Source organism: Pseudomonas sp. GW821-FHT07G06 (assembly GCF_058986625.1).
Genome location: NZ_JBYSVW010000029.1, coordinates 1 through 23,518, shown reverse-complemented (window position 1 = coordinate 23,518; position 23,518 = coordinate 1). Strand labels below are relative to the sequence as shown.

Here is a 23,518-nt window from a genome sequence, read left to right as displayed (position 1 = left end):
TGGCAACCGAAAACCCCACAGGCGCGACCTTTCGCGCCGACCTTCAGGAGACTGGCATGGCTATCGTCAAGAAAGCATCGGCCCATTGGGAAGGTGATCTGAAAACCGGCATCGGCTCGATTTCCACAGAAACCGGCGTGCTCCGGGAAGCCCCCTACGGCTTCAAGGCGCGCTTCGAAGGCGGCCGGGGCACCAACCCGGAAGAGTTGATCGGCGCTGCCCACGCCGGTTGTTTCTCCATGGCGTTCTCCATGATTCTCGGTGACGCCGGCCTGAAGGCCGATAGCATCGATACCCAGGCGGAAGTCACTCTGGATCAAATGGACGGCGGTTTTGCTATCACCGCAGTGAAATTGATTCTGCAGGCGAAAATCCCCGGAGCAAGCCAGGTGCAGTTCGAAGAACTCAGCAACAAGGCCAAAGAGGGCTGCCCGGTGTCCAAAGTGCTGAATGCCAAGATCAGCCTGGAGGCAACATTGGTCAGCTAGATCTTCATTTTTGAAAAGAAAAGTTCGCAGCCTTGCGCAACTTGCCGGGATCATTCGGCAAGAGGAGCCCAAGGCTGCGATCTTTTTTGCGTCGTGACAGATTTGCCCGCTAATAATATGGTCGAATAAATGACAGCAGCGAAAACCTGTGAATAGGCGTGCTGCCTCAAAGGAGCTTCAACCATGAAACGTTTTGCCCTGGCGGTTATCTGTTGCGCGCTGGCCACGTCGGCCCTTGCAGCACCGAAGCCCTGCGAAGAGCTCAAGGCCGAGATCGAAGCCAAGATCCAGGCCAGTGGCGTCACTTCCTACACGCTTGAAATCGTCACCAACGACGAAGTGCACGACCAGAACATGGTCGTTGGCTCGTGCGAAAACGGCACCAAAAAAATCATCTACCAGAAGAACGACCGCTGACATCTCACATCAGGCAGTAGGCTTCCCGGTCTTCAGCGACGATCTCGCGCTTGGCGTTGTACAGACGGGCGCCGGGGGTAAACGCTATGGAGCGGCCTTCGAGTACATAACGCTGACCGGCTTCGAAATGATCATAACGGATGGTCAGGTAGCACAGCCGCTCAGAGGGCCCGCTCATCATACTCAAGCCACCGCCGCCGGGGACTTCAAAGTCGAAACGCACGATCAGTTCGTGGCTGCCGGGCGTCACTTCGAAATAACGCCCATCGCGCAATCGTTGTTTGTCCAGGCGTTCAGCCATCAACAACTTGTCGTTGGGGAAGGGCGTCGAAAAATCAACCCAGGCCATTTTTGGATCAGGTGTCGGCATCGGGCTTTGACAGCCCGCGACGACACCGACGGCGAGTAACAGCATCAACCTGCGCATGATGGATGTCCCAGGGGATATTCATCCAGCATAACGCCGATCAGGTTCGTTGGCAGCCCGCAGGGGTGCCATGGCCGATCACTTTTCGCTGCTGATCATAGAGTTTGGCCCACGGCCGAAAACCGATATTGCCCGCTTGCAGTTGATAACGTTCGCCGGCGTTGAAATCCTTGAATTTCACGTTCAACTGACAATCGCGCCACAAAGGCTCGGCGTCGGGGCCGATGTTGGTGGGCTGCACCGGAAACTGGTAGCGGACTGTCAATTCATGGCTACCGGGCTGAACCTCGAAGTAGCGCTTGTCGTCGGTGGCCTTGTCATCGACCTCCAATGCCTGCAACGCCGTATCTTCCTGCTTCGAGTCCAGGTCGATCCAGGCTTGCGCAGGATCATGGCGGGGTAATCCGAATCCGGCACAGCCGGCCAGCAACAGCAGACTTCCTGTCAGTATCATCGTGCGCATAGCGGAGCTCCAGTGAGGCGGGATAGTCTTGCGGGAAGACTCTCCAAGGAAGAATTATTGTGATCAGGCCGCTTCCTAGCCTTGGGTTACTTGATCGCGTTTTTCGCGTTTTGTTTCCGGGCGTGTTGTTTTTGTTGCTCAACGGTTGCACCAGCATCAGCTATTACAGCCAACTGGCCAGCGGCCAAATGCAGTTGCTGCAGGCCAGGGAACCGGTTTCCAGCGTGATTGCCGACCCGGCGCGCGAGCAAAAACTGCGTATGCACCTGGAGCAATCACAAAAGGCTCGAACGTTCGCCAGCCGGCAATTGCACCTGCCGGAGAACCAAAGTTACCGCTTGTACGCGGACATTGGCCGTCCCTTCGTCGTCTGGAATGTCTTCGTCACGCCAGAATTTTCCCTCAAGCCTGTAAACCACTGCTTTCCCATCGCCGGCTGCGTGGCCTATCGCGGGTACTACACTCAGAGCGCAGCTCGCGGTGAAGCAGCCTTGCAACGCTTGCAGGGCATGGACGTGTCGATTGGCGGCGTCGAGGCCTATTCGACACTCGGCTGGTTCAACGACCCGATCATCAGTTCGATGATGGGCTGGGGGGATGAGCGACTGGCCACGCTGATCTTTCACGAACTGGCCCACCAGCGCGTCTATGTGAAGGACGACACCGAGTTCAACGAGTCCTTTGCCACCTTCGTCGAGCAGGAAGGTACCCGCCAATGGCGGGCCTATCGCCACCTGCCACCGGATAACAATGCGCAGGCGCGTCAGCGCGACCAGTTCACGGCGTTGGTGCTGGAAACCCGCGCCCGGCTGGAAAAGCTCTACGCCTTGCCGTTGCCAACCGAACAGATGCGCCAGCGCAAAGCGGCCGAGTTCGAGCGACTGCGCAACGAATACCGGCAACTGCGCGACAGCCAGTGGGCTGGAGACAAACGCTACGACGCCTGGATCCATGCCCCCATGAACAATGCCCGGCTATTGCCGTTTGGCTTGTACGACCAGTGGGTACCGGCATTTGATGCGCTGTTCCATCAGGTGGATGGCGATTGGCCCAGGTTCTATGTCGCCGTGGAAAAGCTCGGTGGCTTGCCGACGGAAGAGCGCAAGGCCGCGCTCAAGACGCTGGCTGACGGCACCGATCAACCAAAGAACCAGTAGCAAACGCCGATTGCACCCAGCACCCCGGCAAGCTCCGCCAGCAATGCGCAGCCAACCGCATGGCGTGCACGCTGGATGCCCACGGCACCGAAGTACACCGCAAGCACATAGAACGTCGTTTCGGTACTGCCCTGGATTGTCGCCGCGACCAGCGCCGGGAAGCTGTCCACGCCCGAGGTCTTCATGGTTTCAATCAGCATCGCCCGGGCGGCACTGCCGGAGAAGGGTTTGACCATCGCCGTCGGCAGCGCATCGACGAAGCGCGTGTCCCAACCGGCCCACGCCACCAGATGACGAATCCCGTCCAGGCCGAAGTCCAGTGCCCCGGAGGCCCGCAGGACACCCACCGCGCAGAGCATCGCCACCAGATAGGGCAGCAGGTTCTTGGCGACGTCGAAACCTTCTTTGGCACCTTCAACAAAGGCCTCGTAGACCTTCACTTGGCGCAGCGCGCCGATCAGCAGGAACAGCATGATCAGGCCAAACAGCGTCAGGTTGCCGAGGATCGATGACAAGCCCGCCAGCGCGGTCGCTGAAAGGGTCGCCAGCAACGCCATGAAACCACCGAGGGCGAGGGCGCCGGGGATCAGGTAGGCCAGCACCACCGGGTCCCAGACGCGCAGGCGCTGCATGAACGCCACCGACAGGAAGCCGACAATGGTCGAGCAACTGGTTGCCAGCAGGATCGGCAGGAACACCAGCGTCGGGTCAGGCGCGCCTTGCTGGGCGCGATACATGAAGATGGTCACCGGCAGCAGGGTCAGCGAAGAGGCGTTGAGCACCAGGAACAGGATCTGTGCGTTGCTGGCAACGGTAGCGCTGGGGTTGAGTTCTTGCAGTGCTTTCATGGCCTTGAGGCCGATAGGCGTGGCGGCGTTGTCCAGACCGAGGCCGTTGGCGGCGAAGTTCAGGGTGATCAGGCCGATGGCCGGATGACCAGGCGGGACTTCAGGCATCAGGCGCAAAAACAATGGCCCCAAGGCCCTGGCCAACCATTCGACGATGCCGGCCTTCTCGGCAATGCGCAGAAAACCCAGCCAGAGGGTGAGGGTGCCGAACAGCAGCACCATGACCTCGACCGACAGCTTGGCCATGGCAAAAATGCTCTCCACCATCGCCGCGAATATCCCGGCGTTGCCACCAATCAGCCACTGCGCCAGCGCCGAAACGGCTGCCACGATGAAGAAGCCAAGCCACAGGCCATTGAGCATCAGTCAAATCCCCCAAAAGATCCGCGAATGATAGCGGGGTGGCCAGAAACGACAAACCCCGGATTTCTCCGGGGTTTGTCGTAGCAGCGAGCTTGCTCGCGATGGACGCCAACGATGACGCGGGCATTCTGGATAAGCGCGGTGCTCCTGCCACCATCGCGAGCAGGCTCGCTCCTACAAGGGGTATTGCATCAGTTCTTGGAAATCTCGCCCGCTGGCAGCTTTTCCTTGCTACGCCAGTGCGGCAGGGAGTTCCAGTAACGCTGGCCCTTGGCGTCGTCGTACATGCCTTCCCAACGAGCGATCACCAGAACAGCCAGGGCGTTGCCGATCACGTTCAGTGCGGTACGGGCCATGTCCATGACGCGGTCGACACCGGCGATGAACGCCAGGCCTTCCAGAGGAATACCGACGCTGCCGAGGGTAGCCAGCAGGACCACGAAGGACACGCCCGGTACGCCGGCGATGCCTTTGGAGGTGACCATCAACGTCAGGACCAGCAGCAGTTGCTGGCTGATCGACAGGTCGATGCCGTACAACTGGGCAATGAAGATCGCTGCAATGCTTTGGTACAGGGTCGAACCGTCGAGGTTGAACGAGTAACCGGTCGGGACCACGAAGCTGCAAATGGCTTTCGGCGCGCCGTAGGCTTCCATCTTCTCGATCACGCGCGGCAGCACGGTTTCGGAGCTCGCGGTGGAGTAGGCCAGTACCAGCTCATCCTTGAAGATGCGCATCAGCTTGATCACCGAGAAGCCGAACAGGCGAGCGATCAGGCCCAGGATCACGAACGCGAAGAAGGCGATGGCGACGTAAACCAGGATCACCAGTTTGGCCAGCGGTATCAACGACGCAAAGCCGAAGTTGGCCACGGTCACCGCGATCAGTGCAAACACGCCGATCGGGGCGTAGTTCATGATCATGTGAGTGACCTTGAACATGCTTTCCGACACGCCCTGGAACATCTTCACCAGCGGCTCGCGCAGGTCCGCCTGCAGGCTCGACAGCCCGAGACCGAACAATACGGAGAAGAAGATGATCGGCAGCATTTCGCCGCGAACCATGGCCGCGAAGATGTTGGACGGGATCAGGTTGAGGATGGTTTCGATGAACGCGTGTTCATGCTGGACCTCGGCCGCCGTCGCCTGGTACTTGGAAATGTCCACAGTGCCCAGGGTGCTCATGTCGATGCCGGCACCCGGATGGAACAGGTTGGCCAGCAGCAGACCGACCACGATGGCGATGGTCGTGACGATTTCGAAGTAGATGATGGTCTTGAAGCCGATGCGGCCCAGCTTCTTGGCGTCACCGACGCCGGCAATGCCGACGATCAAAGAGGAGATGACGATCGGGATCACGATCATCTTGATCAGACGGATAAAGATATCGCCTGCCGGTTGCAGGACGTTGCTGATCCACCAGGCTTTTTCGGCACTGAAATGGTTGAGCAGCGCACCGATTGCTATCCCCAATACCAGACCGATGAGGATCTGCCAGGCGAGGCTGAGCTTTGCCTTCTTCATATCTTTACCCTTACTTGCGTTTGACTCAGGGAGATGCGCGAACTGGAACGCTCGTGGCGAAAAAGTCTAGTGCATCTACCCCCCGTATAAGGTGCCCCGAAGCGCGTGTTTGCGGCTCTCTGGCAGGCGAAAAAAGGCGCAACTATTCCGATGCAAGGAAGCGCCGTCTAATGCCGTAAACGCCTACCCTATGCCGAATCGGCATGAGGTTTTTTCACTGAATGCGACGTCGCAATCGGTTCGAATGCGACATTTCGGCGGGCATAAGTGCCGTGAACCGGTCATCACAGAGCAGATTGAATGTTTTTTGAGCAGTGACCGAGCGTTGATTTTTAAGCAGAATCCCGTAGGACAAAGCGAAAAATCGCGGCCAAAAAAAAGGGATTTTTCTCGATATACGGTCGCCTGTGAAACACCGGGAAAAGTAATTTCCGACGTAACAGGGACAAGGACGCGATAACAGTGATGAAATCGAGACGAGCGCTCTATTTCAACGTGTTGCGTGATCCAGCCCTTCGCAAGCTCGTCGAGCCATGGGGGTCCGGCGAACTTGCGCAGCAGCTTTTCCTGACCCGGCCCTTACGCAGGTACTCCCTGTACCCGTAGGTCACTCCGCCCCTGAAACAGGCAGAACGTCCCGACCCCTTGGTCATGCGCCAGCCTTCCTCAGGTGACGCAGATAGAAAGAGGCGCTGTGACCTCCTTCGTGTACAAATTCTGTTCCATCGACAAGCCCTGCATGAGGGCCTCAGGCAGGCCGGGGAATCCTCAGCCCGCATGCCATGGCACTACCGCCCCGATAGCAGGGCGGCTGCCAGCGTCTTGAACAAACCGTTCATGTCAGCCTCGACCGCGACGGCCAAAGAAGAAGGAAGCAATGAACATCACCAGGAACACGACAAACAGAATCTTGGCGATACCCGTGGCGGTGCCCGCGATACCACCGAAGCCCAGTACTGCGGCGATGATGGCAATGATCAGGAATGTGATTGCCCAGCTCAACATGGTGATTCTCCTTACGCTTCTATTTAGAGGTGTTGCGTTTCCCGGCACATCGCTGCGGCGGAAATTTATTACCTAGAACACCCAGCGCTCCTGATGACGTATCTCACCTGCAGACCCGGCTTGGTCGACGTCCATCATGCGCATCGGGGTGCTATCGGCCTGAAGGCTGCCGACAGCGCTGAAATGAGTTTGGGTCGGAGGCTGAATCGACAGTTGTGGCGCTTGCGGCTGCTGACTCTGCTCCCAGCGCAGAAACTGTTGGCCGCCGATAAGGGTGAGCAACAGCGCCAGAACAGCAAACAGTCCTTGCTGAATGTGCACAGGCGAGAGGTGCAGGTGGGCGGCACGTTGACGGTTCATCCTGGAGCTCCTACCACTCGAGTCGGTATTCGATAGCGGGCGTTTGTTTTTGAATGCCCTGGTTAACCAGACAATTGCAGCCTGCATGCCAGCATTGAATTGAATTAATTCCCTTTAATATCAATATCTTAAGATCAACAAAGAAATCACGTCGTACGCATCCTGCACGATGCCACCTGTGCGGTCGTGCGTATTGCACGATTCATTTGAAGGAAGGCGTAAATTTTTTGAATTGAGAGGAGGACGCGGATGTCAGAAATACACGCTGGCCGCTGTCGGAAACCGGGCATCTATTAAAAGACCCGCTACATCAGCCGGCAAACCGATACATCGGATGAAAGCTACCCTGCCATGACAGGAATGGCTCAGAATCAATCATGCAACTTGCCCGATTTCTCCGGGACTAAATCAAGATCATTCATTAAGGAGCGTAGGAAAATGGAATCAGCCACTGAGCACCAAGGCCGCATTCTGCTGGTGGATGATGAGTCCGCCATCCTGCGTACTTTCCGTTACTGCCTCGAAGATGAAGGCTACAGCGTGGCCACCGCCACCAGCGCCGCGCAGGCAGAAGCCCTATTGCAGCGCCAGGTCTTCGACCTGTGCTTCCTCGATTTGCGCCTGGGTGAAGACAACGGCCTCGATGTGCTGGCCCAGATGCGTATCCAGGCGCCCTGGATGCGGGTGGTGATCGTCACTGCGCACTCAGCCGTCGACACGGCGGTGGATGCGATTCAGGCCGGTGCCGCCGACTATCTGGTCAAGCCGTGCAGCCCCGATCAACTGCGGTTGGCAACCGCCAAGCAACTGGAAGTGCGGCAGCTGTCGGCGCGGCTGGAAGCCCTGGAAGGTGAAGTGCGCAAACCCAAGGATGGTCTGGACTCCCACAGCCCGGCCATGAAAGTGGTCCTCGAAACCGCACGCCAGGTGGCCACGACCGATGCCAATATCCTGATTCTCGGTGAATCCGGCACCGGCAAGGGCGAACTGTCCCAAGCCATTCACGGCTGGAGCAAACGCGCGAAGAAATCCTGCGTCACGATCAACTGCCCGTCGCTGACCGCCGAGCTTATGGAAAGCGAACTCTTCGGCCACAGTCGTGGCGCCTTCACCGGCGCCAGCGAAAGCACCCTGGGCCGAGTCAACCAGGCGGACGGCGGGACGCTGTTTCTCGACGAAATCGGCGATTTTCCGCTGACATTGCAACCGAAGTTGCTGCGTTTCATTCAGGACAAAGAATATGAGCGCGTCGGTGATCCGGTGACCCGCCGTGCCGATGTGCGCATCCTTGCAGCCACCAACCTCAACCTCGAGGACATGGTCCGCGATGGTCGTTTCCGTGAAGACCTGCTCTATCGCCTGAATGTCATTACCCTGCACCTGCCACCGCTACGCGAACGCCGTGAAGATATTCTCAACCTGGCCGATCGTTTCCTGGCGCGTTTCGTCAAGGAGTATGCCCGTCCCGCGCGCGCGTTGAGCGACGAGGCCCGGGAAGCGTTGCTGGGCTATCGCTGGCCGGGCAACATCCGCGAGCTGCGCAACGTGATCGAGCGCGCAAGCATCATCTGTCCGCAGGAGCGGGTCGAGATCAGTCATCTGGGCATGGCCGAAACCGCGGTCAACAATGCACCGCGCATCGGCGCGGCGCTGAGCCTGGACGAGCTGGAAAAAGCCCACATCGGCGCGGTCCTCGCCACTGCCGACACGCTGGATCAAGCGGCCAAAACCCTGGGTATCGATGCCTCGACGCTGTACCGCAAACGCAAGCAGTACAACTTGTGAGCAATAGCCGATGAAACTGGCGATGAAATTGCAGACTCGGCTTTTCCTGAGTATCTCCGCACTGATCACCGTCGCCTTGCTCGGGCTCCTGCTCGGGCTGGTCAGCGTGATGCAGATGGCCGGCAGCCAGGAAGCACTGACCCGCAGTAACTTCATCACCCTGGACCTGGGACTCAAGCTGCGCCAGACCTTGGGTGATCAGCTGATCATCATGCTCAGCGAGAAGCCTGACTCCGCCGCTTTCGCCGCCTCGAAGCAGCGTTACTTCCAATTGCTGGAGGAAGGCATCGCCCAGGAGCCCGCACAGAACACAAGCGAGTACGGCTTCAGAAAAGCCAAGGCTGACTACGAGCGCTTTATCGAAGCTTATGAGGCGTCCCCGGACCCTTCGACTGTGCTCAGCAGTCATGACAACCTGACGGAAAAATTCAACGCACTGCGCAATGGCCTGATCGCCGAGCACAAGCGCGCGCTGGATAACATCAACGATACCGAGCGCCAGGCCCGGGAGCGGGCACTGCTGATTGCAGGATTACTTGCCCTGGTGGGACTGGCGGTGCTGGTCATTGGCTTCGTGACCGCACAGGCCATTGCCCGGCGTTTCGGGGCGCCCATCGAAGCCTTGGCCAAGGCAGCGGACAATATCGGCCAAGGCAATTTCGATGTCACCCTGCCGATCTCCTCGGCAGTGGAACTCAACCAGCTGACCCGGCGTTTCGGGATCATGGCCCAGGCGCTGCGTGAACATCAGGCCACCAACGTCGATGAGTTGCTGGCCGGCCAGCAACGTTTGCAGGCCGTGCTCGACAGCATCGACGACGGGCTGCTGATGATCGATCGTCAGGGCCATCTGGAACACCTTAACCCTGTGGCCCAGCGTCAGTTGGGCTGGGAGTCCGATCGCCTGGGACAGGGATTGGGCACAGCGTTGGAGCGCCCTGAACTCGATGAGCAGCTGCAACTGGTGCTGCGCGGCGGCACCCTGGAGCGGGCACCGGAGGACTTGAGTGTCGAAGTCGACGGCGAGTCGCGACTGCTGACCTATAGCCTGACTCCGGTCAGCCACACCCAGGGCCATATTCTCGGCGCCGTGATGGTGCTGCATGACGTCACGGAGCAGCGTGCCTTCGAACGGGTACGCAGCGAGTTTGTATTGCGCGCCTCCCATGAATTGCGCACACCAGTCACCGGCATGCACATGGCCTTCGGATTATTCCGCGAGCGCGCGCACTTTGCCCCGGACTCCCGGGAAGCCGACCTGCTCGATACCGTGAATGAAGAGATGCAGCGGCTGATGCAGCTGATCAATGACCTGCTGAATTTCTCCCGTTACCAGAACGGTTTGCAAAAACTCACCCTGGCGCCGTGTTCCATCGAGGTGCTGCTGGAACAGGCTCAGTCACGCTTTGCCGCATCGGCCGCCGAGAAGGAAATCAGTCTGCTGGTGGAAGTGCAGGGGCCTTTGCCGCGCTTGCAGGCCGATCAGCCACAACTGGAGCGGGTACTCGATAATTTGCTCGACAACGCCTTGCGTCACACCGGTCCCGGCGGGCGGATACGCCTGCACGCCCGGCGCCACGGCGACCGGGTCATCATCAGTGTCGAGGATAACGGCGAAGGCATTGCCTATGGTCAACAGGGGAGGATCTTCGAGCCGTTCGTGCAGGTCGGACGCAAGAAAGGCGGAGCCGGTCTCGGCCTGGCATTGTGCAAGGAAATCGTGCAATTGCATGGCGGGCGGATGGGCGTCTATTCACGGCCGGGGCAGGGCACTCAGTTCTACATGGCGCTGACGGTTTAAATCGCGGTCACGCTTCGTCATCCAGCCGCCGGCCGGCCCGACGTCGGCCCCGGGTGATCAATTCAATGAACTGAACCGCGCTCAGTGCGTGGGCGAACAGCCAACCCTGGCCGAACTTCACGCCTTCACTGCTCAGGAACTCGGCCTGGGCCTCATGTTCGATGCCCTCGGCAATCACCTTCAAATGCAGCGACTGGGCCATGTGAATGATGTGCGGGGCCACACCGCTGCTGGCGGCGTCATGGCCCAACGCATCAATGAACGCCTTGTCGATTTTCAGGCAGTCCACCGGCAGGGTTTGCAAATAGGCGAGGCTACAGTAGCCGGTGCCAAAATCGTCGATCAACACCTGGTGCCCGACATCCCGCAGCGATTGCAGGTTTTCCCGGGCCACCACCACATCGACCAGCCCACGCTCGGTGACCTCGAAGGCAATTTGCCGCGCAGCAACGCGGTGCAGGGTCAGCAGCCTCGCCATGACCTGGCCGATTCGCGGAACCATCACATCACACGCCGCGAGATTGACCGAGATGTACAACTGCGGGTTGGCACGCAGCAGCTGGCCGAGTTGCTCGAGCAAGCGCTGCAAGACGAAATCCGTCATCTGGCGAATCTGCCCGGTGTCCTCCGCCATCGGAATGAACAGGTCGGGACTGGTCAGGGTACCGTCCGGCCTGCGCCAGCGCAGCAGCGCTTCAGCCCCGACACAGTTGCGGCTATCGAGGTCGAAGATCGGTTGATACAGCACCTGCAACTCGCCCCGGCGAATCGCCCCGGCCAGCTCGGCATCCAGCGACTGTCGCTGTTGTACCAGCAGGAACACCAGGAACCCGACGCATATGCCCAGCGCCAGGCTGGCCGGCAGCAGCCACCACCAGACCGACGGGATATGCATGCCCGTACGCAGGCTGATCAACACCAACTGATACTCCGGGTTGTCGGTGGGCATGCGGTAAATCAGGCGTGTCTGGGTGATCTGCAGCGCATCGCGGTTTTTCGGCGGCCAGGCCTCGACCGGCGGCCAGATCTGGGAAGAGCCCAATACCGGAATCGCGCGCGTACCATGGTCCAGGACTACCAGCAGGCTGCTGCCCGGCGACAGGTCGACCATATCGGTCAAATGCCCGCGAGAGGTCGCGACCCGGAAATTCCCGCGCCCCAGCATCAGGGCGGCGCGGTTTTCATCGGGTTCGGTGGTGGTATTGAGCCAATAGCTGTAGGTCGGGCCCTTGATGTCTGGCGATCGAATCAGCGACAGCCCTTCCTGGCGAGGGCGATTGGAGCAGATTCGCGAGGAGTCCATGTAGGCGGCTTCGTAGACAAAGCGATAATTGAACGTAACCTGTTGCAAGGTCGCGATCATTTCAGCATCGCAACCGCGCAACGGTTGCGCTTCAAGGTCGTCCAGGCTTTCACGCAGTTGCCCGAAGAGCTGCTCCAGGCGGGCGAGAAAGCGCTCACCCTGAGCATTCATTTCTTCGCTTTCGTTTTGCTCGACCTGATGAATGGCGACAAACAGGCTGCCGGCCATCAATAACGTTGCGCTCAAGACAGCCGACATCAGCCCCAGGAACCAGGGGCGATGGAACCAACTACGGAAGGTCTCTCGAGCAGCAGTCATTGCGCAATATCCGATGGATTACCAATGAGTTATAGCTGCTGATTGGGAAAAAGCCCTGACCGCCGGGCGGGCGCCATTATTTTGTCTGATTCAACACCAAAAGCAGCGCGGCTGTTTGCGCATCCGGAGTGCCATCGAAGCGCGCCGGGCGGAAGTGCATCTGGAAGGCCGCTATCACATGTCGTGTCGCGACATCGAGCTCGCCGGTTTGTGGCGCGGCATAACCCAGGCGGGCCAATTGCGCCTGAAACCAGCTGATGCTCGGCAACTGATCGGCGAACAGCATTTGCTGGCGCGCGACCGCCTGTTCGTTCGGCCAGATACCCAGACCTTCGGCAGCCAGACGCTTCCAGGGGAACAGCGGCCCCGGGTCCAGTTTGCGAAACGGTGCAATATCGCTATGGCCGATGATGTCGCGAGGCTTGATGCCCTGACGCTTGCTGATGTCCTTGAGCAATACGATCAAGGACTGAACCTGATCTTCGCTGTAGGGGTACCACACGCGCCCGGTTGGAGTGTCCTTGAACCCCGGGTTGACGATTTCGATACCAATGGAACTGGAATTCAGCCAGGTCCGGCCATCCCATTCGCTCTCCCCGGCGTGCCAGGCGCGAACGTTTTCATCCATCAGCTTGTAGATGGTGGCGCCCTTGTCGTCACCGATCAGGTAATGACTGCTGACCTCGCCGTGGGTCAGCAGTTGCAGCGAACGCTCCAGCGAGGCGTTGGTGTAATGCACCACCACGAACTGCACACGGCTGTCGTAATTGGTTGAAGGATGGCTGGTGTCAAAACGGGGACCGCTGGCGCAGCCGGCCAGCAGAGCAAGTGAGACGATCAGAGCAAGATATTTCATGGCGAAAGGCAGTACACACAAGACAATAATGCAACAGTGTAACGTAATGCCTTGCGGGCTGACGGCAATCGCCGCGAATTAAACAAAATGGAGCAAATAATGCTCAGCCCGGCTCCACGCGGTTGCGTCCGGCATTTTTTGCACGGTACAGCGCCTGATCGGCTCTTTTAAGCACCTGATCGCTGTGCTCACCGGGCCTGAACGCCGACATTCCGGCAGACACGGTAATGGTCACCGGCTCTCCCTTGAAGTGGAACGGACAGGCCTCGATGGCGGCACGCAGGCTTTCCAGCAACTTCAGCCCCGCCGCCGGCACCGTGGATGGCATTAACAGAACAAACTCTTCGCCACCGAACCGGGCAATGAAGTCCGTTCCGCGAAGACGCTTGCGCAACACGCTGGCAATGATCTTCAGCACTTTGTCACCGGCCAGGTGCCCGTAGTTATCGTTGATACGTTTGAAGTGATCGAGGTCGAGCATGGCCAGCAAAAGCGTATTGCCATGTTGCTGCCATTGTTTGACTTCATGGTCCAGGCGCTCACTCCAGGCTGCGCGGTTGGGCAGGCCGGTCAACGGGTCGACCAATGCCTTCTGCCGTTGCTCTTCAAGATGCTCGCGGTAACCCTGGGCCTCCTGCTCCATATGGGCGACGCGCTCGGCCAGGCTGTGCAGGCGCGCAGCGACCTCTTGCTCGCGCTCATCGCGTTGCTTCTGGTGCTGGTCCATGGTGCCCAGCAAGCCTTCGAGATGGTTTTCCAGAACGTGCTTGAGATCTTCCAGGTCCGCGGCTTCCTGCATGCTGCTTTGCAAGCCATCAACCTGTTCGCGGATCTGCGTGTCCATCTGCCGCGCAGCCGAACGGTTGTCGGCGTGTCCTGCGGTGGCGGCCTGCAAGTTGCTCTGGAACGATTCGAGGCGCTCGTTCAGTCGTTGCAGGTAGGCTTCGAACTCATGCTGGCCGCTGTCGGTAATGGCCAGCATCAATGTGGCGAAGTCGTCGAGAATCGGTAGCAGTTCGTACCAGTTCAAACCGTTTTTCAGACGATCGCGCATGGATTCGGCTTGCGGGCGATGACGCTCGGGCAATGTCAGGTCTTCGAGCAGCCCCAGTAGCGTGTGTTCGATGTGGCTGGCCACCGAGCTGTAGGAGGGCTCTGGGGAATCCGGGAGTGCGTAGAAAGTGTCGTGCCCGGATAGCGGCTGATCTGCGGCGGCCACCTCCGCTGTCGGAATCGCAAGCAACACCTGGCTATCCGGCGATGCTGGCACGGTCAGCTCGTCGGGGTTCACTTGCGACTCAAGAGGTGTTTCCGGCGTCGGCTTCTCGGCCGACCTGGTTTCTGCCGCGCCTGCCATGGCGGGCTGAGGCTGCGCGACGGCAGGTGCCAGGGCCACGACTGCCGGAGCAGGGGAAGCCTCGACTGGCCCGGTCGACGCGGACTCCTCTGCAACTCGCTTGGCCATGGGCGCTTCGCAGATTGCCGTCTCAAGCGCGACCGGGGCCGACTCGATAATCGCCGCAGGGCTCTCGGCTACGGGGGCCGCCGGCGCAGGAGAAGCAGTCGTTGATGCCACCAGCTCTTCTGCTTCACGACCGCCGAACAATCGCTGCAGCAAGCCCGGCCGATCAGGTTCCGTCGGGGTCTCCAGCTGGCTCAGGGCCTTGCCTTGCAAGCCACTCAGCTCGCTGAGCAACAAGGGCATCTCACGCGCCTGACTGACCCGCGCATCCAGTTGCTTGGCGAAACTCTTGAGTGGCCGGCTCACATCCCGTGGCAGCGGCAATGTTTGCAGTTGAGTGACCAGTGCAGTCAGGGCGGCACTGGTCTGGTTGATCCGGGTTTCCCGACGCTGTTCGGAGTCGAGCACGGCTTTTTCCAGGCGAGGAATCAGCGCGGCCAGGCCGGCGTCCATGTCATCGGTGCGCACAACCTCGCGCATTTCCTTCATGCATTGGTCAACCGCGCGGTCAGTACCTTCCGCCGCCAGGGTGCTGCGCACCAGCCCTCGGCGCAGCAAGTCGAGCCGCGCGTCCCAGCGACGTTCGAGCTTTTCCTGTTGTTCGATGCTTTGGAGGTATTTCTCTTTCCAGCGCTGTGCTTCGTCGCTCATTCATGGGTTCCGCGAGGGGGCAGGACTCAACGCGGGCAATGCATCGGCCGTGAGCGAACCCGGCAGACGAATCTCTACCGCGACCGGCAGGTGATCGGAAATGGGCTGTGCCAGCACCTCGACCTTTTCCAGGGTCAGGCTCGGGCTCAGCAGGATATGGTCCAGGCAGCGCTGGGGGCGCCAGCTGGGGAACGTTGCTTCCAGTTGCGGCGCGAGCAGGCCGAGATCGCGCAACGCGGAATTTTGCAGCAGGTCACTGGCATGGGTGTTCATGTCGCCCATCAGTACCTGATGCTTGTAGTCGCCAATCAGATCGCGGATGTAGGCCAGTTGCAGGCTGCGCGCCCGGGCGCCCAGCGCCAGGTGCATCATGACAACCACCAGTGCTTCCGGGCCTTCACCGAACCGTACCAGGATGGCTCCGCGCCCCTTTGGGCCCGGCAACGGATGATCTTCAATGGCCCACGGGCGCAATCGGCTGAGCACGCCATTGCTGTGCTGGGCCAGGCGACCGAGATTGCGATTGAGTTGTTGATACCAGTAGGGGAAGGCACCGAGCTGGGCCAGATGCTCAACCTGATTGACGTAGCCTGAACGCAGGCTGCCACCATCGGCCTCCTGCAAGGCGACCAGATCGAAGTCGCCCAGCAGATTGCCGATTTTCTGCAGATTGTCGGCACGCCCGGTGTGCGGCAGCAGATGCTGCCAGCCCCGGGTCAGGTAATGCCGGTAGCGCTCGGTGCTGATGCCGACCTGGATATTGAAACTGAGCAAGCGCAGACGACTGTCTGCGGGCAGGCCCGTGGATTCCAGATGATGCTCGTTGACCCGCGGATCATGCAGGCCAACGATGCGTTCAGTACCCCATCGGCGCATGGCAGTGACTGCCCTTAGTTGGCGGCAGCCTTGTTAGCCGCTCGCTCTTTGTCGATCAGTTTGTCGGCCAGTTGCAGGGCCTGTTCGGCACCGCCGGCGGAGCCTACGTCAAAGCGGTACTTGCCGTTGACGATCATGGTTGGAACGCCGGAGATTTCATACTTCTTGGCCAGCTCTCGAGCCTTGACGATCTGGCCCTTGATAGCGAAAGAGTCGAAAGTCGCGAGGAACTTGTCCTTGTCCACGCCTTGGGTAGCGAGGAAGTCGGCCATGTCGTCCTTGTCGGTCAGTTTCTTGTGTTCTTTCTGAATCGCATTGAACACCGCGGCGTGAACGTTGTGCTCGACACCCATGGCTTCAAGGGTCAGGAACATCTGGCCGTGAGCATCCCACGGGCCACCGAACATGGCTGGAATGCGCACGAAGTTCACGTCCGAAGGCAGCTTCTCGGCCCAGGGGTTGATCACGGGTTCGAAGGCGTAGCAGTGCGGGCAGCCGTACCAGAACAGCTCTACCACTTCGATCTTGCCAGGCACGGCGACCGGAACCGGATTGCTCAGTTCGACATAAGGTGCGGCGGGGGCTTCAGCAGCCTGGGCAGTCATGCCGAACAGGCTGGCAGCGGCAAAAACGGCGCTGATGATCAGATTACGCATGCTTCACTCCTGGACAAATTTTTCGCCTCGCGCGACGTGTTTTCAGACAGGTCCTGGCGGGCTTGAGTTCTGTAGTGTAACGGCAGCGGCCACAAAAAAGGGCGGCCAAAGCCACCCTTTTTATACTCGTTGCAACGGATTAATCGAGCGTTAACGTTGCAGGCGATATGTACCCCCGTTCAACGCCCGATCCGCCGGCCTTAGTGCAGGCCCTGGATGTAGCTGGACACAGCGGCGATGTCTTCGTCGCTCAGCTTCTTGGCAATACTCTGCATAGGTTTGGTATCGCCGTCGTTGGTACGGCCGCCGTCTTCCTTGCGGAAATCGGTCAGTTGCTTGGCGATGTATTGAGCGTGCTGGCCACCCAGGTGCGGGAAGCCCGCCGGGGCGTTACCTGCGCCATTTGGCGAGTGGCAGCCGGTGCAGGATGGCAGGCCCTTGGCCAGGTCACCGCCGCGGAACAAGGCTTCACCGCGAGCGACGACTTTAGGATCGGCGGCACCGACGCTGCCTTTCTGGCTGGCGAAGTAGGCGGCGATGTCCGCCAGGTCCTGATCGCTCAGGTTGGTCAGCAGGCCGGTCATTTCCAGAACGGTGCGCTTGCCCGACTTGATGTCGTGCAATTGCTTGGTCAGGTAGCGTTCACCCTGACCCGCCAGTTTTGGAAAGTTTGGCGCCATGCTGTTGCCATCCGGGCCGTGGCAGGCGCCACAGACGGCGGCTTTGGCCTGGCCAGCTTTAGCATCACCCGGTTGTACTGCCTCACCTGCAGCATGGGCTATGCCGGAGATGCCCACGGTCAACAGCAGACTCACGATCAATTTCTTCATCAGCTAATCCAACTACGGCTAAGGGTTAAGAGTTATGGACCGGGCTTACTCGCTCATCCAATGGATGATGGCTTGGTAATCCTCGGCACTGCAGTCCATGCACAAACCACGCGGCGGCATCGCCTTGAAACCCTGGGTCACGTGTTGCACCAGCGTCTCCATACCTTTCGCCAACCTCGGCGTCCAAGCATCCTGATCGCCTTTTTTTGGCGCCATGGGTAATTGGCCGGAATGACAGGCACCACAAACACGGTTGTACACAGCTTCCGGATCCTGTGTAGCCTGAGCGCTGTAAAGCGGTATCAAGACACCGGCAGCTAGCAGCCATTTCGTCATAAAACGACCTTTTCAGGGTTGAGAGCGTGCTGCGTTCTAGTGCGCAATCAAGGTCTGTCGCTCTCGTGAACTTCATCCTACGCTGGGACAAAGCGCACACAAAATCTGCGGCATTATATACTGGCGTCACTGAAACGGAAGCGACACTGCTTGCCGCACCCATTCCTGGCGCCGCCCACATCGGAAATCCCATGCAACTCAAGAATCCCATCCTCGGTCTGTGCCAACAGTCCACCTTCATGCTCAGCGCCGCCAAAGTCGACCAATGTCCGGATGACGAGGGCTTCGAAGTCGCCTTCGCCGGGCGTTCCAACGCCGGCAAGTCGAGTGCCCTGAACACCCTGACCCACGCCAGCCTGGCGCGCACCTCGAAAACCCCGGGGCGCACGCAACTGTTGAATTTCTTCAAGCTAGACGATGAACGCCGTCTGGTCGACCTGCCGGGCTACGGTTATGCAAAAGTACCGATCCCACTCAAGCAACACTGGCAGCGTCACCTGGAAGCGTACCTGGGTGGCCGCGAGAGTTTGAAAGGCCTGATCCTGATGATGGACATCCGCCATCCGATGACCGATTTCGACCTGCTGATGCTCGATTGGGCCGTGGCTGCCGGCATGCCGATGCACATTCTGCTGACCAAAGCGGACAAGCTGACCTATGGCGCGGCCAAGAACACACTGCTCAAGGTTCAGGCGGAAATCCGCAAGGGCTGGGGCGATCTGGTGACGATTCAGCTGTTCTCGGCCCCGAAACGCATGGGCCTGGAAGAAGCCTATACCGTACTGGCAGGCTGGATGGAGCTGGCGGACAAGGGTGTCGAGGCAGAAGCCCAATAAAAATCGAAAACTGTTTGTGGTGCGCTCAGGCAAGGCAAAAGCGCGGCTCGAAACGGCCGGGGGCGCGCTCGACTTTAGGGGCCTAAATGAGCATTTCGAGCCGCGCTTTTAACGCAGCATGAGCGTGCCACAGGCAGTTTTCAGGCAAAAAAAACCCCGGACTTCATATGGGGAGGGAGAAGTTCCGGGGTTCAAGCTCTAGACCGCTAGGGCGGGGTCCAGATATCTGCCAACACTTAACACAACATAGGAGCATCGAAGGGCTTCACCAGCCATTCAGTACCTCTGAGTGGTGCTTCGCAAGATTAGTTCAGATTTTTTTCAAATAGCTTTGAAATAACTCCGATAGCCTTGCGGACTAAGTTGTTTGCGCCCTTCTGCCGCGGCACCATGCCGCAGCAGAACACGACTCTTTTCTGTAGGAGCGAGCTTGCTAGCGATGGAATTTCAGTCGAAATCGATGTACCTGACACTCCATCGTCGGAACGCCGCCCGGAGCAAGCTCGCTCCTACAGGAAGGCTCAGTGAGCCTCATCCCAGTTGTTTCCAACACCCACTTCGACCAGCAACGGCACATCCAGTTTCGCGGCTTCGCTCATGTGTACGCGAATCTCATCGCGAACCTGGTCGACCAGGTCTTCACGCACCTCCAGCACCAGTTCGTCGTGCACCTGCAAGATGACTTTGGCGTCGAGGCCGGACGCGGTCAGCCAGTTATCCACGGCAACCATGGCTTTCTTGATGATGTCCGCAGCGGTGCCTTGCATCGGTGCGTTGATCGCCGTGCGTTCGGCGGCGGCGCGCTCCTGCGGCTTGTTGGAGTTGATGTCCGGCAGGTACAGGCGACGACCGAAGAACGTCTCGACATAACCTTGCTCGGCGGCCTGGGCCCGCGTGCGGTCCATGTATTGGCGTACACCGGGGTATCGGGCGAAGTAGGTATCGATGTAGGCCTTGGCGGTCTTGGTGTCGACGCCAATGTCCTTGCCGAGCTTCTGCGCCCCCATGCCGTAGATCAGGCCGAAGTTGATCGCCTTGGCGCTGCGGCGCTGGTCGGAAGTGACATCGGCGAGTTCGACCTTGAACACTTCGGCGGCGGTCGCGGTGTGCACGTCCAGATTGTGGCGGAAGGCATTCATCAGCCCTTCATCCCGTGACAGGTGCGCCATGATCCGCAACTCGATCTGCGAGTAGTCCGCCGCCAGCAGCTTGTAACCGGTCGGGGCCACGAAGGCCTGGCGGATACGACGCCCTTCGGCGGTGCGCACCGGGATGTTCTGCAGGTTCGGATCGCTGGAGGACAGGCGCCCGGTGGAGGCGACAGCCTGGTGGTACGACGTATGGATCCGCCCGGTGCGAGGGTTGATCTGTTCCGGCAAACGATCGGTGTAGGTGCTTTTCAGCTTGCTCATGGAGCGATATTCCATGAGCACTTTCGGCAATCGATAGTCGTCTTCCGCCAATTTGGCCAGCACCTCTTCGGCCGTGGACGGCTGGCCCTTGGCAGTCTTTTTCAGCACCGGCAGGCCGAGTTTCTCGTAAAGGATCACGCCGAGCTGCTTGGGCGAACCGAGGTTGAATTCCTCGCCGGCAATCTCGAAGGCTTCGCGCTCAAGTGCGACCATCTTGTCGCCCAGTTCGATGCTTTGCACACCCAGCAGGGCGGCGTCGACGAATGCACCCTGGCGCTCGATGCGCGCCAGCACCGGCACCAACGGGATTTCGATGTCGGTCAGCACGCTGGCCAGGCTCGGAATGGCCGAGAGCTTCTCGAACAGGGCCTGGTGCAGACGCAGGGTGATGTCCGCATCTTCGGCGGCATAAGGCCCGGCCTGCTCAAGGGCGATCTGATCGAACGTCAGCTGTTTCACGCCTTTGCCGGCGATGTCCTGGAAACTCACTGTGGTGTGGTCCAGATACTTCTGCGCCAGGCTGTCCATGTCATGGCGCGTGGCCGTGGAGTTGAGCACGTAGGACTCAAGCATGGTGTCGAAGGCTATGCCGCGCACGGTGATGCCGTTGTCCTGTACGCCGCCGATGGCGCAGTTGGCCAGGATGTTCATGTCGAACTTGGCGTGCTGCCCGACCTTGAGCTTGTTCGGGTCCTCCAGAATCGGCTTGAGCGCGCGCAGGACCGTGTCGCGGTCCAGCTGCTGCGGCACGCCGATGTAGGAATGGGTCAACGGGATGTAGGCCGCTTCGTTAGCCTGAACCGCGAACGACAAACCCACCAGTTGCGCCTGCTGCGCGTCGATGCCGGTGGTTTCAGTGTCGAAGGCGAACAGCTTGGCGTTGTGCAGTTTTTCCAGCCAGGCATCGAAACGCGCCTGATCGAGGATGGTTTCGTAGGCGGCTTCAGCAGTGACGGCCGGTGCTTCGGCCTCTGGTTCACTGAACAGATCGGCAGCCGGTGCAGGCTCGGCGGCAGCGCTCAGTTCCAGGCGTTTGGCGTCGCGATCAAGGTCGTTCAGCCAGCTCTTGAACTCCAGCAGGCTGTACAACTCGTAGAGTTTCGCCGGATCTTCCGCACCCATTTGCAAGTCGTCGAGGCCAATGTCCAGCGGCACGTCGACCTTGATGGTCGCCAACTGATAGGACAGGAAGGCCATTTCCTTGTGCTCTTCGAGCTTGGCCGGCAGGGTCTTGGCACCGCGAATCGGCAGGGTCGGCACGATGTCGAGCTGCGCATAGAGTTCGGTCAGGCCGCCGTTCACACCGACCAGCAGGCCGGAAGCGGTCTTCGGACCGATGCCCGGAACGCCCGGAATGTTGTCGGAAGAATCGCCCATGAGCGCCAGATAATCGATGATCTGCTCCGGAGCGACGCCGAATTTCTCCTTCACGCCCTCCACGTCCATGCTGCTACCGGTCATGGTGTTGACCAAGGTAATGTGACCATCGACCAGTTGCGCCATATCCTTGTCGCCCGTGGAGATGATCACCGGACGATCCGCCGCCGCGCTGCTGCGGGCCAGGGTGCCGATCACGTCATCGGCCTCGACGCCTTCGACGCACAGCAGCGGGAAGCCCAGGGCGATCACGCTCTGGTGCAGCGGCTCGATCTGCACGCGCATGTCGTCAGGCATACTCGGACGGTTGGCCTTGTACTCGGCGTACATGTCATCGCGAAAAGTCCCACCCTTGGCGTCGAACACCACGGCGAACGGACTGTTCGGATATTGCTTGCGCAGGCTCTTGAGCATGTTCAACACGCCCTTGACCGCACCGGTCGGCAGGCCTTTGGACGTGGTCAGCGGTGGCAGCGCGTGAAAGGCGCGGTACAGGTAAGAAGAACCGTCCACCAGGACGAGGGGGGCTTGGCTCATGTGCAGGATCAACCTTTTCGGCGGGTCCGGCGCTAGAATAGCGGGACCGTTGACGACAAAGGGACAAGGTTATCATGCGCACACTAAATCGCCTGTTGCTGGCTGGCTTGTTTGCAATCACACCACTGGCCGTCATGGCAGCGGACGATGCGCCGACACCGGAGCCAGATGTCACGATCCGCACGGAAGGGGACAAGGTCATCCAGGAATACCGCCAAAACGGTTTTCTGTATGCGATCAAAGTCACGCCCAAAGGCGGCAAGCCGTATTTCCTGGTACGCGCCGACGGATCAGAAGGTAACTTCATCCGCTCTGATTACCCGGATATGCTGATTCCGGCGTGGGAAATTTTTAAGTGGTAAGTCGTCCTTAACTTTAATCGGCGCTGGCTCAACAGCGGCGCCCGTACTGGCAGTTTAAACATGTCTGTGTTCACCCCCCTGGCTCGGCCCGAGCTGGAAGCTTTTCTCGCCCCTTATGGCCTTGGCCGCCTGCTTGATTTCCAGGGGATTGCCGCCGGTAGCGAAAACACCAATTTCTTTATCAGCCTGGAGCAGGGCGAATTTGTCCTGACCCTGGTCGAACGCGGTCCGGTTCAGGAAATGCCGTTTTTCATCGAACTGCTCGACGTGCTGCACGGCGCCGACCTGCCAGTGCCTTATGCCCTGCGCACCACCGACGGCGTGGCCTTGCGCGAACTGGCGGGCAAACCTGCTTTGCTGCAACCACGCCTGGCCGGCAAGCACATCAAGCAAGCCAACGCGCAACATTGCGCACAGGTCGGTGAGTTGCTCGGCCATCTACACCTGGCGACCCAGGCCAACATGATCAAGCGCAAAACCGATCGCGGCCTGGACTGGATGCTGGAAGAGGGCACGCAGTTCCTGTCGCACCTCGGTGCCGAACAGAAAGACCTGCTGCAACGGGCGCTGGAAGAAATCACCCGACAGAAAGAAAAAATCCTCGCTCTGCCGCGGGCGAACATTCACGCCGACCTGTTCCGCGACAACGCGATGTTCGAAGGCACCCACCTGACCGGACTGATCGACTTCTACAATGCTTGCTCCGGGCCGATGCTCTACGACGTGGCAATTGCCTTGAACGACTGGTGCTCGGACGACGAAGGCGTGATCGATGGACCGCGAGCACGGGCCTTGCTGGGCGCTTATGCCACCCTGCGACCGTTCACCGCTGCTGAAGCCGAGTTGTGGCCGACCATGCTGCGGGTGGCTTGCGTACGGTTCTGGTTGTCACGCTTGATCGCGGCGGAGTCGTTCGCCGGGCAGGACGTGTTGATTCACGATCCGATGGAATTCCAGCTGCGCCTGGCGCAGCGGCAGACGGTCAATACGCCGTTGCCTTTCGCCCTTTAAAAAGCAAAAGATCGCAGCCTGCGGCAGCTCCTACAGAGATCGGTGTAGGAGCTGCCGC

At 59.5% G+C, this 23,518-nt stretch carries 22 protein-coding genes; 8 read left to right on the top strand and 14 right to left on the bottom strand.

Going from position 1 to position 23,518, the window contains the following annotated elements; all coding sequences use genetic code 11:
* Positions 1-56 precede the first annotated feature (56 nt).
* Entirely contained in the window at positions 57-488 is a 432-nt protein-coding gene (locus tag AC3WJW_RS29050) for an OsmC family protein (RefSeq protein ID WP_493728407.1), read from the top strand.
* Between the two features lie 183 nt (positions 489-671).
* Positions 672-905 carry a DUF1161 domain-containing protein gene (locus AC3WJW_RS29045; protein ID WP_104450431.1) on the top strand — a complete coding sequence of 78 codons (234 nt, stop codon included), beginning with the start codon at positions 672-674 and terminating at the stop codon, positions 903-905.
* A gap of 4 nt (positions 906-909) precedes the next feature.
* Here AC3WJW_RS29045 and AC3WJW_RS29040 read toward each other — a convergent pair whose 3' ends face one another.
* Together AC3WJW_RS29040 and AC3WJW_RS29035 are read right to left on the bottom strand one after the other, a co-directional pair.
* Positions 910-1,332 (bottom strand): PA0061/PA0062 family lipoprotein, encoded by a 423-nt coding sequence (locus AC3WJW_RS29040; protein WP_102701542.1) that lies wholly within the window; start codon positions 1,330-1,332, stop codon positions 910-912.
* A 40-nt stretch (positions 1,333-1,372) separates the two neighbouring features.
* The gene (locus AC3WJW_RS29035; protein WP_493728406.1) at positions 1,373-1,795 is read right to left on the bottom strand and encodes a PA0061/PA0062 family lipoprotein; all 423 of its coding nucleotides are present in this window, start codon (positions 1,793-1,795) and stop codon (positions 1,373-1,375) included.
* A gap of 59 nt (positions 1,796-1,854) precedes the next feature.
* Here AC3WJW_RS29035 and AC3WJW_RS29030 point away from each other — a divergent pair, with 59 nt between their 5' ends.
* The gene (locus AC3WJW_RS29030) at positions 1,855-2,952 is read left to right on the top strand and encodes an aminopeptidase (protein ID WP_493728405.1); all 1,098 of its coding nucleotides are present in this window, start codon (positions 1,855-1,857) and stop codon (positions 2,950-2,952) included.
* On the opposite strand, the gene AC3WJW_RS29025 is transcribed toward AC3WJW_RS29030, so the two are convergent.
* From AC3WJW_RS29025 to AC3WJW_RS29010, 4 genes are all read right to left on the bottom strand, one after another.
* Complete coding sequence (locus AC3WJW_RS29025) at positions 2,934-4,163, bottom strand: nucleoside recognition domain-containing protein (protein WP_102701545.1); 1,230 nt, start codon at positions 4,161-4,163, stop codon at positions 2,934-2,936. The genes AC3WJW_RS29030 and AC3WJW_RS29025 overlap by 19 nt on opposite strands.
* Positions 4,164-4,354: 191 nt before the next feature.
* Positions 4,355-5,686: a glutamate/aspartate:proton symporter GltP gene (gltP, locus tag AC3WJW_RS29020; RefSeq protein WP_429397189.1), complete on the bottom strand. Its 1,332-nt coding sequence runs from the start codon at positions 5,684-5,686 to the stop codon at positions 4,355-4,357.
* Between the two features lie 840 nt (positions 5,687-6,526).
* Positions 6,527-6,691, bottom strand: a complete 165-nt coding sequence (locus tag AC3WJW_RS29015) for a DUF1328 domain-containing protein (protein ID WP_003177151.1) — start codon at positions 6,689-6,691, stop codon at positions 6,527-6,529.
* 72 nt (positions 6,692-6,763) lie between these two features.
* Entirely contained in the window at positions 6,764-7,051 is a 288-nt protein-coding gene (locus AC3WJW_RS29010) for a hypothetical protein (protein WP_493728404.1), read from the bottom strand.
* A gap of 438 nt (positions 7,052-7,489) precedes the next feature.
* Here AC3WJW_RS29010 and algB point away from each other — a divergent pair, with 438 nt between their 5' ends.
* The gene (gene algB / locus AC3WJW_RS29005; protein ID WP_493728403.1) at positions 7,490-8,836 is read left to right on the top strand and encodes a sigma-54-dependent response regulator transcription factor AlgB; all 1,347 of its coding nucleotides are present in this window, start codon (positions 7,490-7,492) and stop codon (positions 8,834-8,836) included.
* Positions 8,837-8,846: 10 nt separating this feature from the next.
* Entirely contained in the window at positions 8,847-10,637 is a 1,791-nt protein-coding gene (locus AC3WJW_RS29000; protein ID WP_493728402.1) for an ATP-binding protein, read from the top strand.
* Between the two features lie 7 nt (positions 10,638-10,644).
* Here AC3WJW_RS29000 and AC3WJW_RS28995 read toward each other — a convergent pair whose 3' ends face one another.
* The 7 genes from AC3WJW_RS28995 to AC3WJW_RS28965 all read right to left on the bottom strand — a co-directional run bounded on the left by AC3WJW_RS28995 (position 10,645) and on the right by AC3WJW_RS28965 (position 17,925).
* Complete coding sequence (locus AC3WJW_RS28995; RefSeq protein WP_493728401.1) at positions 10,645-12,258, bottom strand: EAL domain-containing protein; 1,614 nt, start codon at positions 12,256-12,258, stop codon at positions 10,645-10,647.
* 76 nt (positions 12,259-12,334) lie between these two features.
* Positions 12,335-13,114 carry an N-acetylmuramoyl-L-alanine amidase gene (locus AC3WJW_RS28990; protein ID WP_493728400.1) on the bottom strand — a complete coding sequence of 260 codons (780 nt, stop codon included), beginning with the start codon at positions 13,112-13,114 and terminating at the stop codon, positions 12,335-12,337.
* Between the two features lie 103 nt (positions 13,115-13,217).
* Positions 13,218-15,227, bottom strand: a complete 2,010-nt coding sequence (locus AC3WJW_RS28985) for a GGDEF domain-containing protein (RefSeq protein WP_493728399.1) — start codon at positions 15,225-15,227, stop codon at positions 13,218-13,220.
* Positions 15,228-16,103, bottom strand: coding sequence for an endonuclease/exonuclease/phosphatase family protein (locus AC3WJW_RS28980; protein WP_493728398.1), 876 nt, complete (start codon positions 16,101-16,103; stop codon positions 15,228-15,230). It lies immediately after the preceding gene.
* Between the two features lie 14 nt (positions 16,104-16,117).
* Entirely contained in the window at positions 16,118-16,759 is a 642-nt protein-coding gene (locus tag AC3WJW_RS28975; protein ID WP_493728397.1) for a thiol:disulfide interchange protein DsbA/DsbL, read from the bottom strand.
* Between the two features lie 200 nt (positions 16,760-16,959).
* Positions 16,960-17,589 carry a c-type cytochrome gene (locus AC3WJW_RS28970; RefSeq protein WP_493728396.1) on the bottom strand — a complete coding sequence of 210 codons (630 nt, stop codon included), beginning with the start codon at positions 17,587-17,589 and terminating at the stop codon, positions 16,960-16,962.
* A gap of 45 nt (positions 17,590-17,634) precedes the next feature.
* Positions 17,635-17,925, bottom strand: a complete 291-nt coding sequence (locus AC3WJW_RS28965; protein ID WP_007969793.1) for a c-type cytochrome — start codon at positions 17,923-17,925, stop codon at positions 17,635-17,637.
* A 191-nt stretch (positions 17,926-18,116) separates the two neighbouring features.
* Here AC3WJW_RS28965 and yihA point away from each other — a divergent pair, with 191 nt between their 5' ends.
* Positions 18,117-18,761 (top strand): ribosome biogenesis GTP-binding protein YihA/YsxC, encoded by a 645-nt coding sequence (yihA, locus tag AC3WJW_RS28960; RefSeq protein ID WP_493728395.1) that lies wholly within the window; start codon positions 18,117-18,119, stop codon positions 18,759-18,761.
* Positions 18,762-19,282: 521 nt separating this feature from the next.
* Here yihA and polA read toward each other — a convergent pair.
* Positions 19,283-22,087 (bottom strand): DNA polymerase I, encoded by a 2,805-nt coding sequence (polA, locus tag AC3WJW_RS28955; protein ID WP_493728394.1) that lies wholly within the window; start codon positions 22,085-22,087, stop codon positions 19,283-19,285.
* A gap of 74 nt (positions 22,088-22,161) precedes the next feature.
* On the opposite strand from polA, the gene AC3WJW_RS28950 reads away from it, so the two are divergent.
* Both AC3WJW_RS28950 and AC3WJW_RS28945 read left to right on the top strand, forming a co-directional pair.
* On the top strand, positions 22,162-22,449 hold the full coding sequence (locus AC3WJW_RS28950) for a DUF2782 domain-containing protein (protein ID WP_102701556.1): 288 nt from the start codon (positions 22,162-22,164) through the stop codon (positions 22,447-22,449).
* A 60-nt stretch (positions 22,450-22,509) separates the two neighbouring features.
* Positions 22,510-23,460, top strand: coding sequence for a homoserine kinase (locus tag AC3WJW_RS28945; protein WP_493728393.1), 951 nt, complete (start codon positions 22,510-22,512; stop codon positions 23,458-23,460).
* The last annotated feature ends 58 nt before the right edge of the window (positions 23,461-23,518 follow it).

What these genes read in the sequence shown, in the direction of transcription:
- AC3WJW_RS29045 (WP_104450431.1), top strand. Translation starts at nt 672, where the DNA reads ATGAAACGTTTTGCCCTGGCGGTTATCTGTTGCGCGCTGGCCACGTCG.
- AC3WJW_RS29050 (WP_493728407.1), top strand. Translation starts at nt 57, where the DNA reads ATGGCTATCGTCAAGAAAGCATCGGCCCATTGGGAAGGTGATCTGAAA.
- algB (WP_493728403.1), top strand. Translation starts at nt 7,490, where the DNA reads ATGGAATCAGCCACTGAGCACCAAGGCCGCATTCTGCTGGTGGATGAT.
- AC3WJW_RS29035 (WP_493728406.1), bottom strand. Translation starts at nt 1,795, where the DNA reads ATGCGCACGATGATACTGACAGGAAGTCTGCTGTTGCTGGCCGGCTGT.
- AC3WJW_RS28985 (WP_493728399.1), bottom strand. Translation starts at nt 15,227, where the DNA reads ATGAGCGACGAAGCACAGCGCTGGAAAGAGAAATACCTCCAAAGCATC.
- AC3WJW_RS28995 (WP_493728401.1), bottom strand. Translation starts at nt 12,258, where the DNA reads ATGACTGCTGCTCGAGAGACCTTCCGTAGTTGGTTCCATCGCCCCTGG.
- AC3WJW_RS28980 (WP_493728398.1), bottom strand. Translation starts at nt 16,103, where the DNA reads ATGCGCCGATGGGGTACTGAACGCATCGTTGGCCTGCATGATCCGCGG.
- AC3WJW_RS28945 (WP_493728393.1), top strand. Translation starts at nt 22,510, where the DNA reads ATGTCTGTGTTCACCCCCCTGGCTCGGCCCGAGCTGGAAGCTTTTCTC.
- AC3WJW_RS29040 (WP_102701542.1), bottom strand. Translation starts at nt 1,332, where the DNA reads ATGCGCAGGTTGATGCTGTTACTCGCCGTCGGTGTCGTCGCGGGCTGT.
- gltP (WP_429397189.1), bottom strand. Translation starts at nt 5,686, where the DNA reads ATGAAGAAGGCAAAGCTCAGCCTCGCCTGGCAGATCCTCATCGGTCTG.
- AC3WJW_RS29010 (WP_493728404.1), bottom strand. Translation starts at nt 7,051, where the DNA reads ATGAACCGTCAACGTGCCGCCCACCTGCACCTCTCGCCTGTGCACATT.
- AC3WJW_RS29025 (WP_102701545.1), bottom strand. Translation starts at nt 4,163, where the DNA reads ATGCTCAATGGCCTGTGGCTTGGCTTCTTCATCGTGGCAGCCGTTTCG.
- AC3WJW_RS28965 (WP_007969793.1), bottom strand. Translation starts at nt 17,925, where the DNA reads ATGACGAAATGGCTGCTAGCTGCCGGTGTCTTGATACCGCTTTACAGC.
- AC3WJW_RS28970 (WP_493728396.1), bottom strand. Translation starts at nt 17,589, where the DNA reads ATGAAGAAATTGATCGTGAGTCTGCTGTTGACCGTGGGCATCTCCGGC.
- AC3WJW_RS28975 (WP_493728397.1), bottom strand. Translation starts at nt 16,759, where the DNA reads ATGCGTAATCTGATCATCAGCGCCGTTTTTGCCGCTGCCAGCCTGTTC.
- yihA (WP_493728395.1), top strand. Translation starts at nt 18,117, where the DNA reads ATGCAACTCAAGAATCCCATCCTCGGTCTGTGCCAACAGTCCACCTTC.
- AC3WJW_RS29015 (WP_003177151.1), bottom strand. Translation starts at nt 6,691, where the DNA reads ATGTTGAGCTGGGCAATCACATTCCTGATCATTGCCATCATCGCCGCA.
- AC3WJW_RS28950 (WP_102701556.1), top strand. Translation starts at nt 22,162, where the DNA reads ATGCGCACACTAAATCGCCTGTTGCTGGCTGGCTTGTTTGCAATCACA.
- AC3WJW_RS28990 (WP_493728400.1), bottom strand. Translation starts at nt 13,114, where the DNA reads ATGAAATATCTTGCTCTGATCGTCTCACTTGCTCTGCTGGCCGGCTGC.
- polA (WP_493728394.1), bottom strand. Translation starts at nt 22,087, where the DNA reads ATGAGCCAAGCCCCCCTCGTCCTGGTGGACGGTTCTTCTTACCTGTAC.
- AC3WJW_RS29000 (WP_493728402.1), top strand. Translation starts at nt 8,847, where the DNA reads ATGAAACTGGCGATGAAATTGCAGACTCGGCTTTTCCTGAGTATCTCC.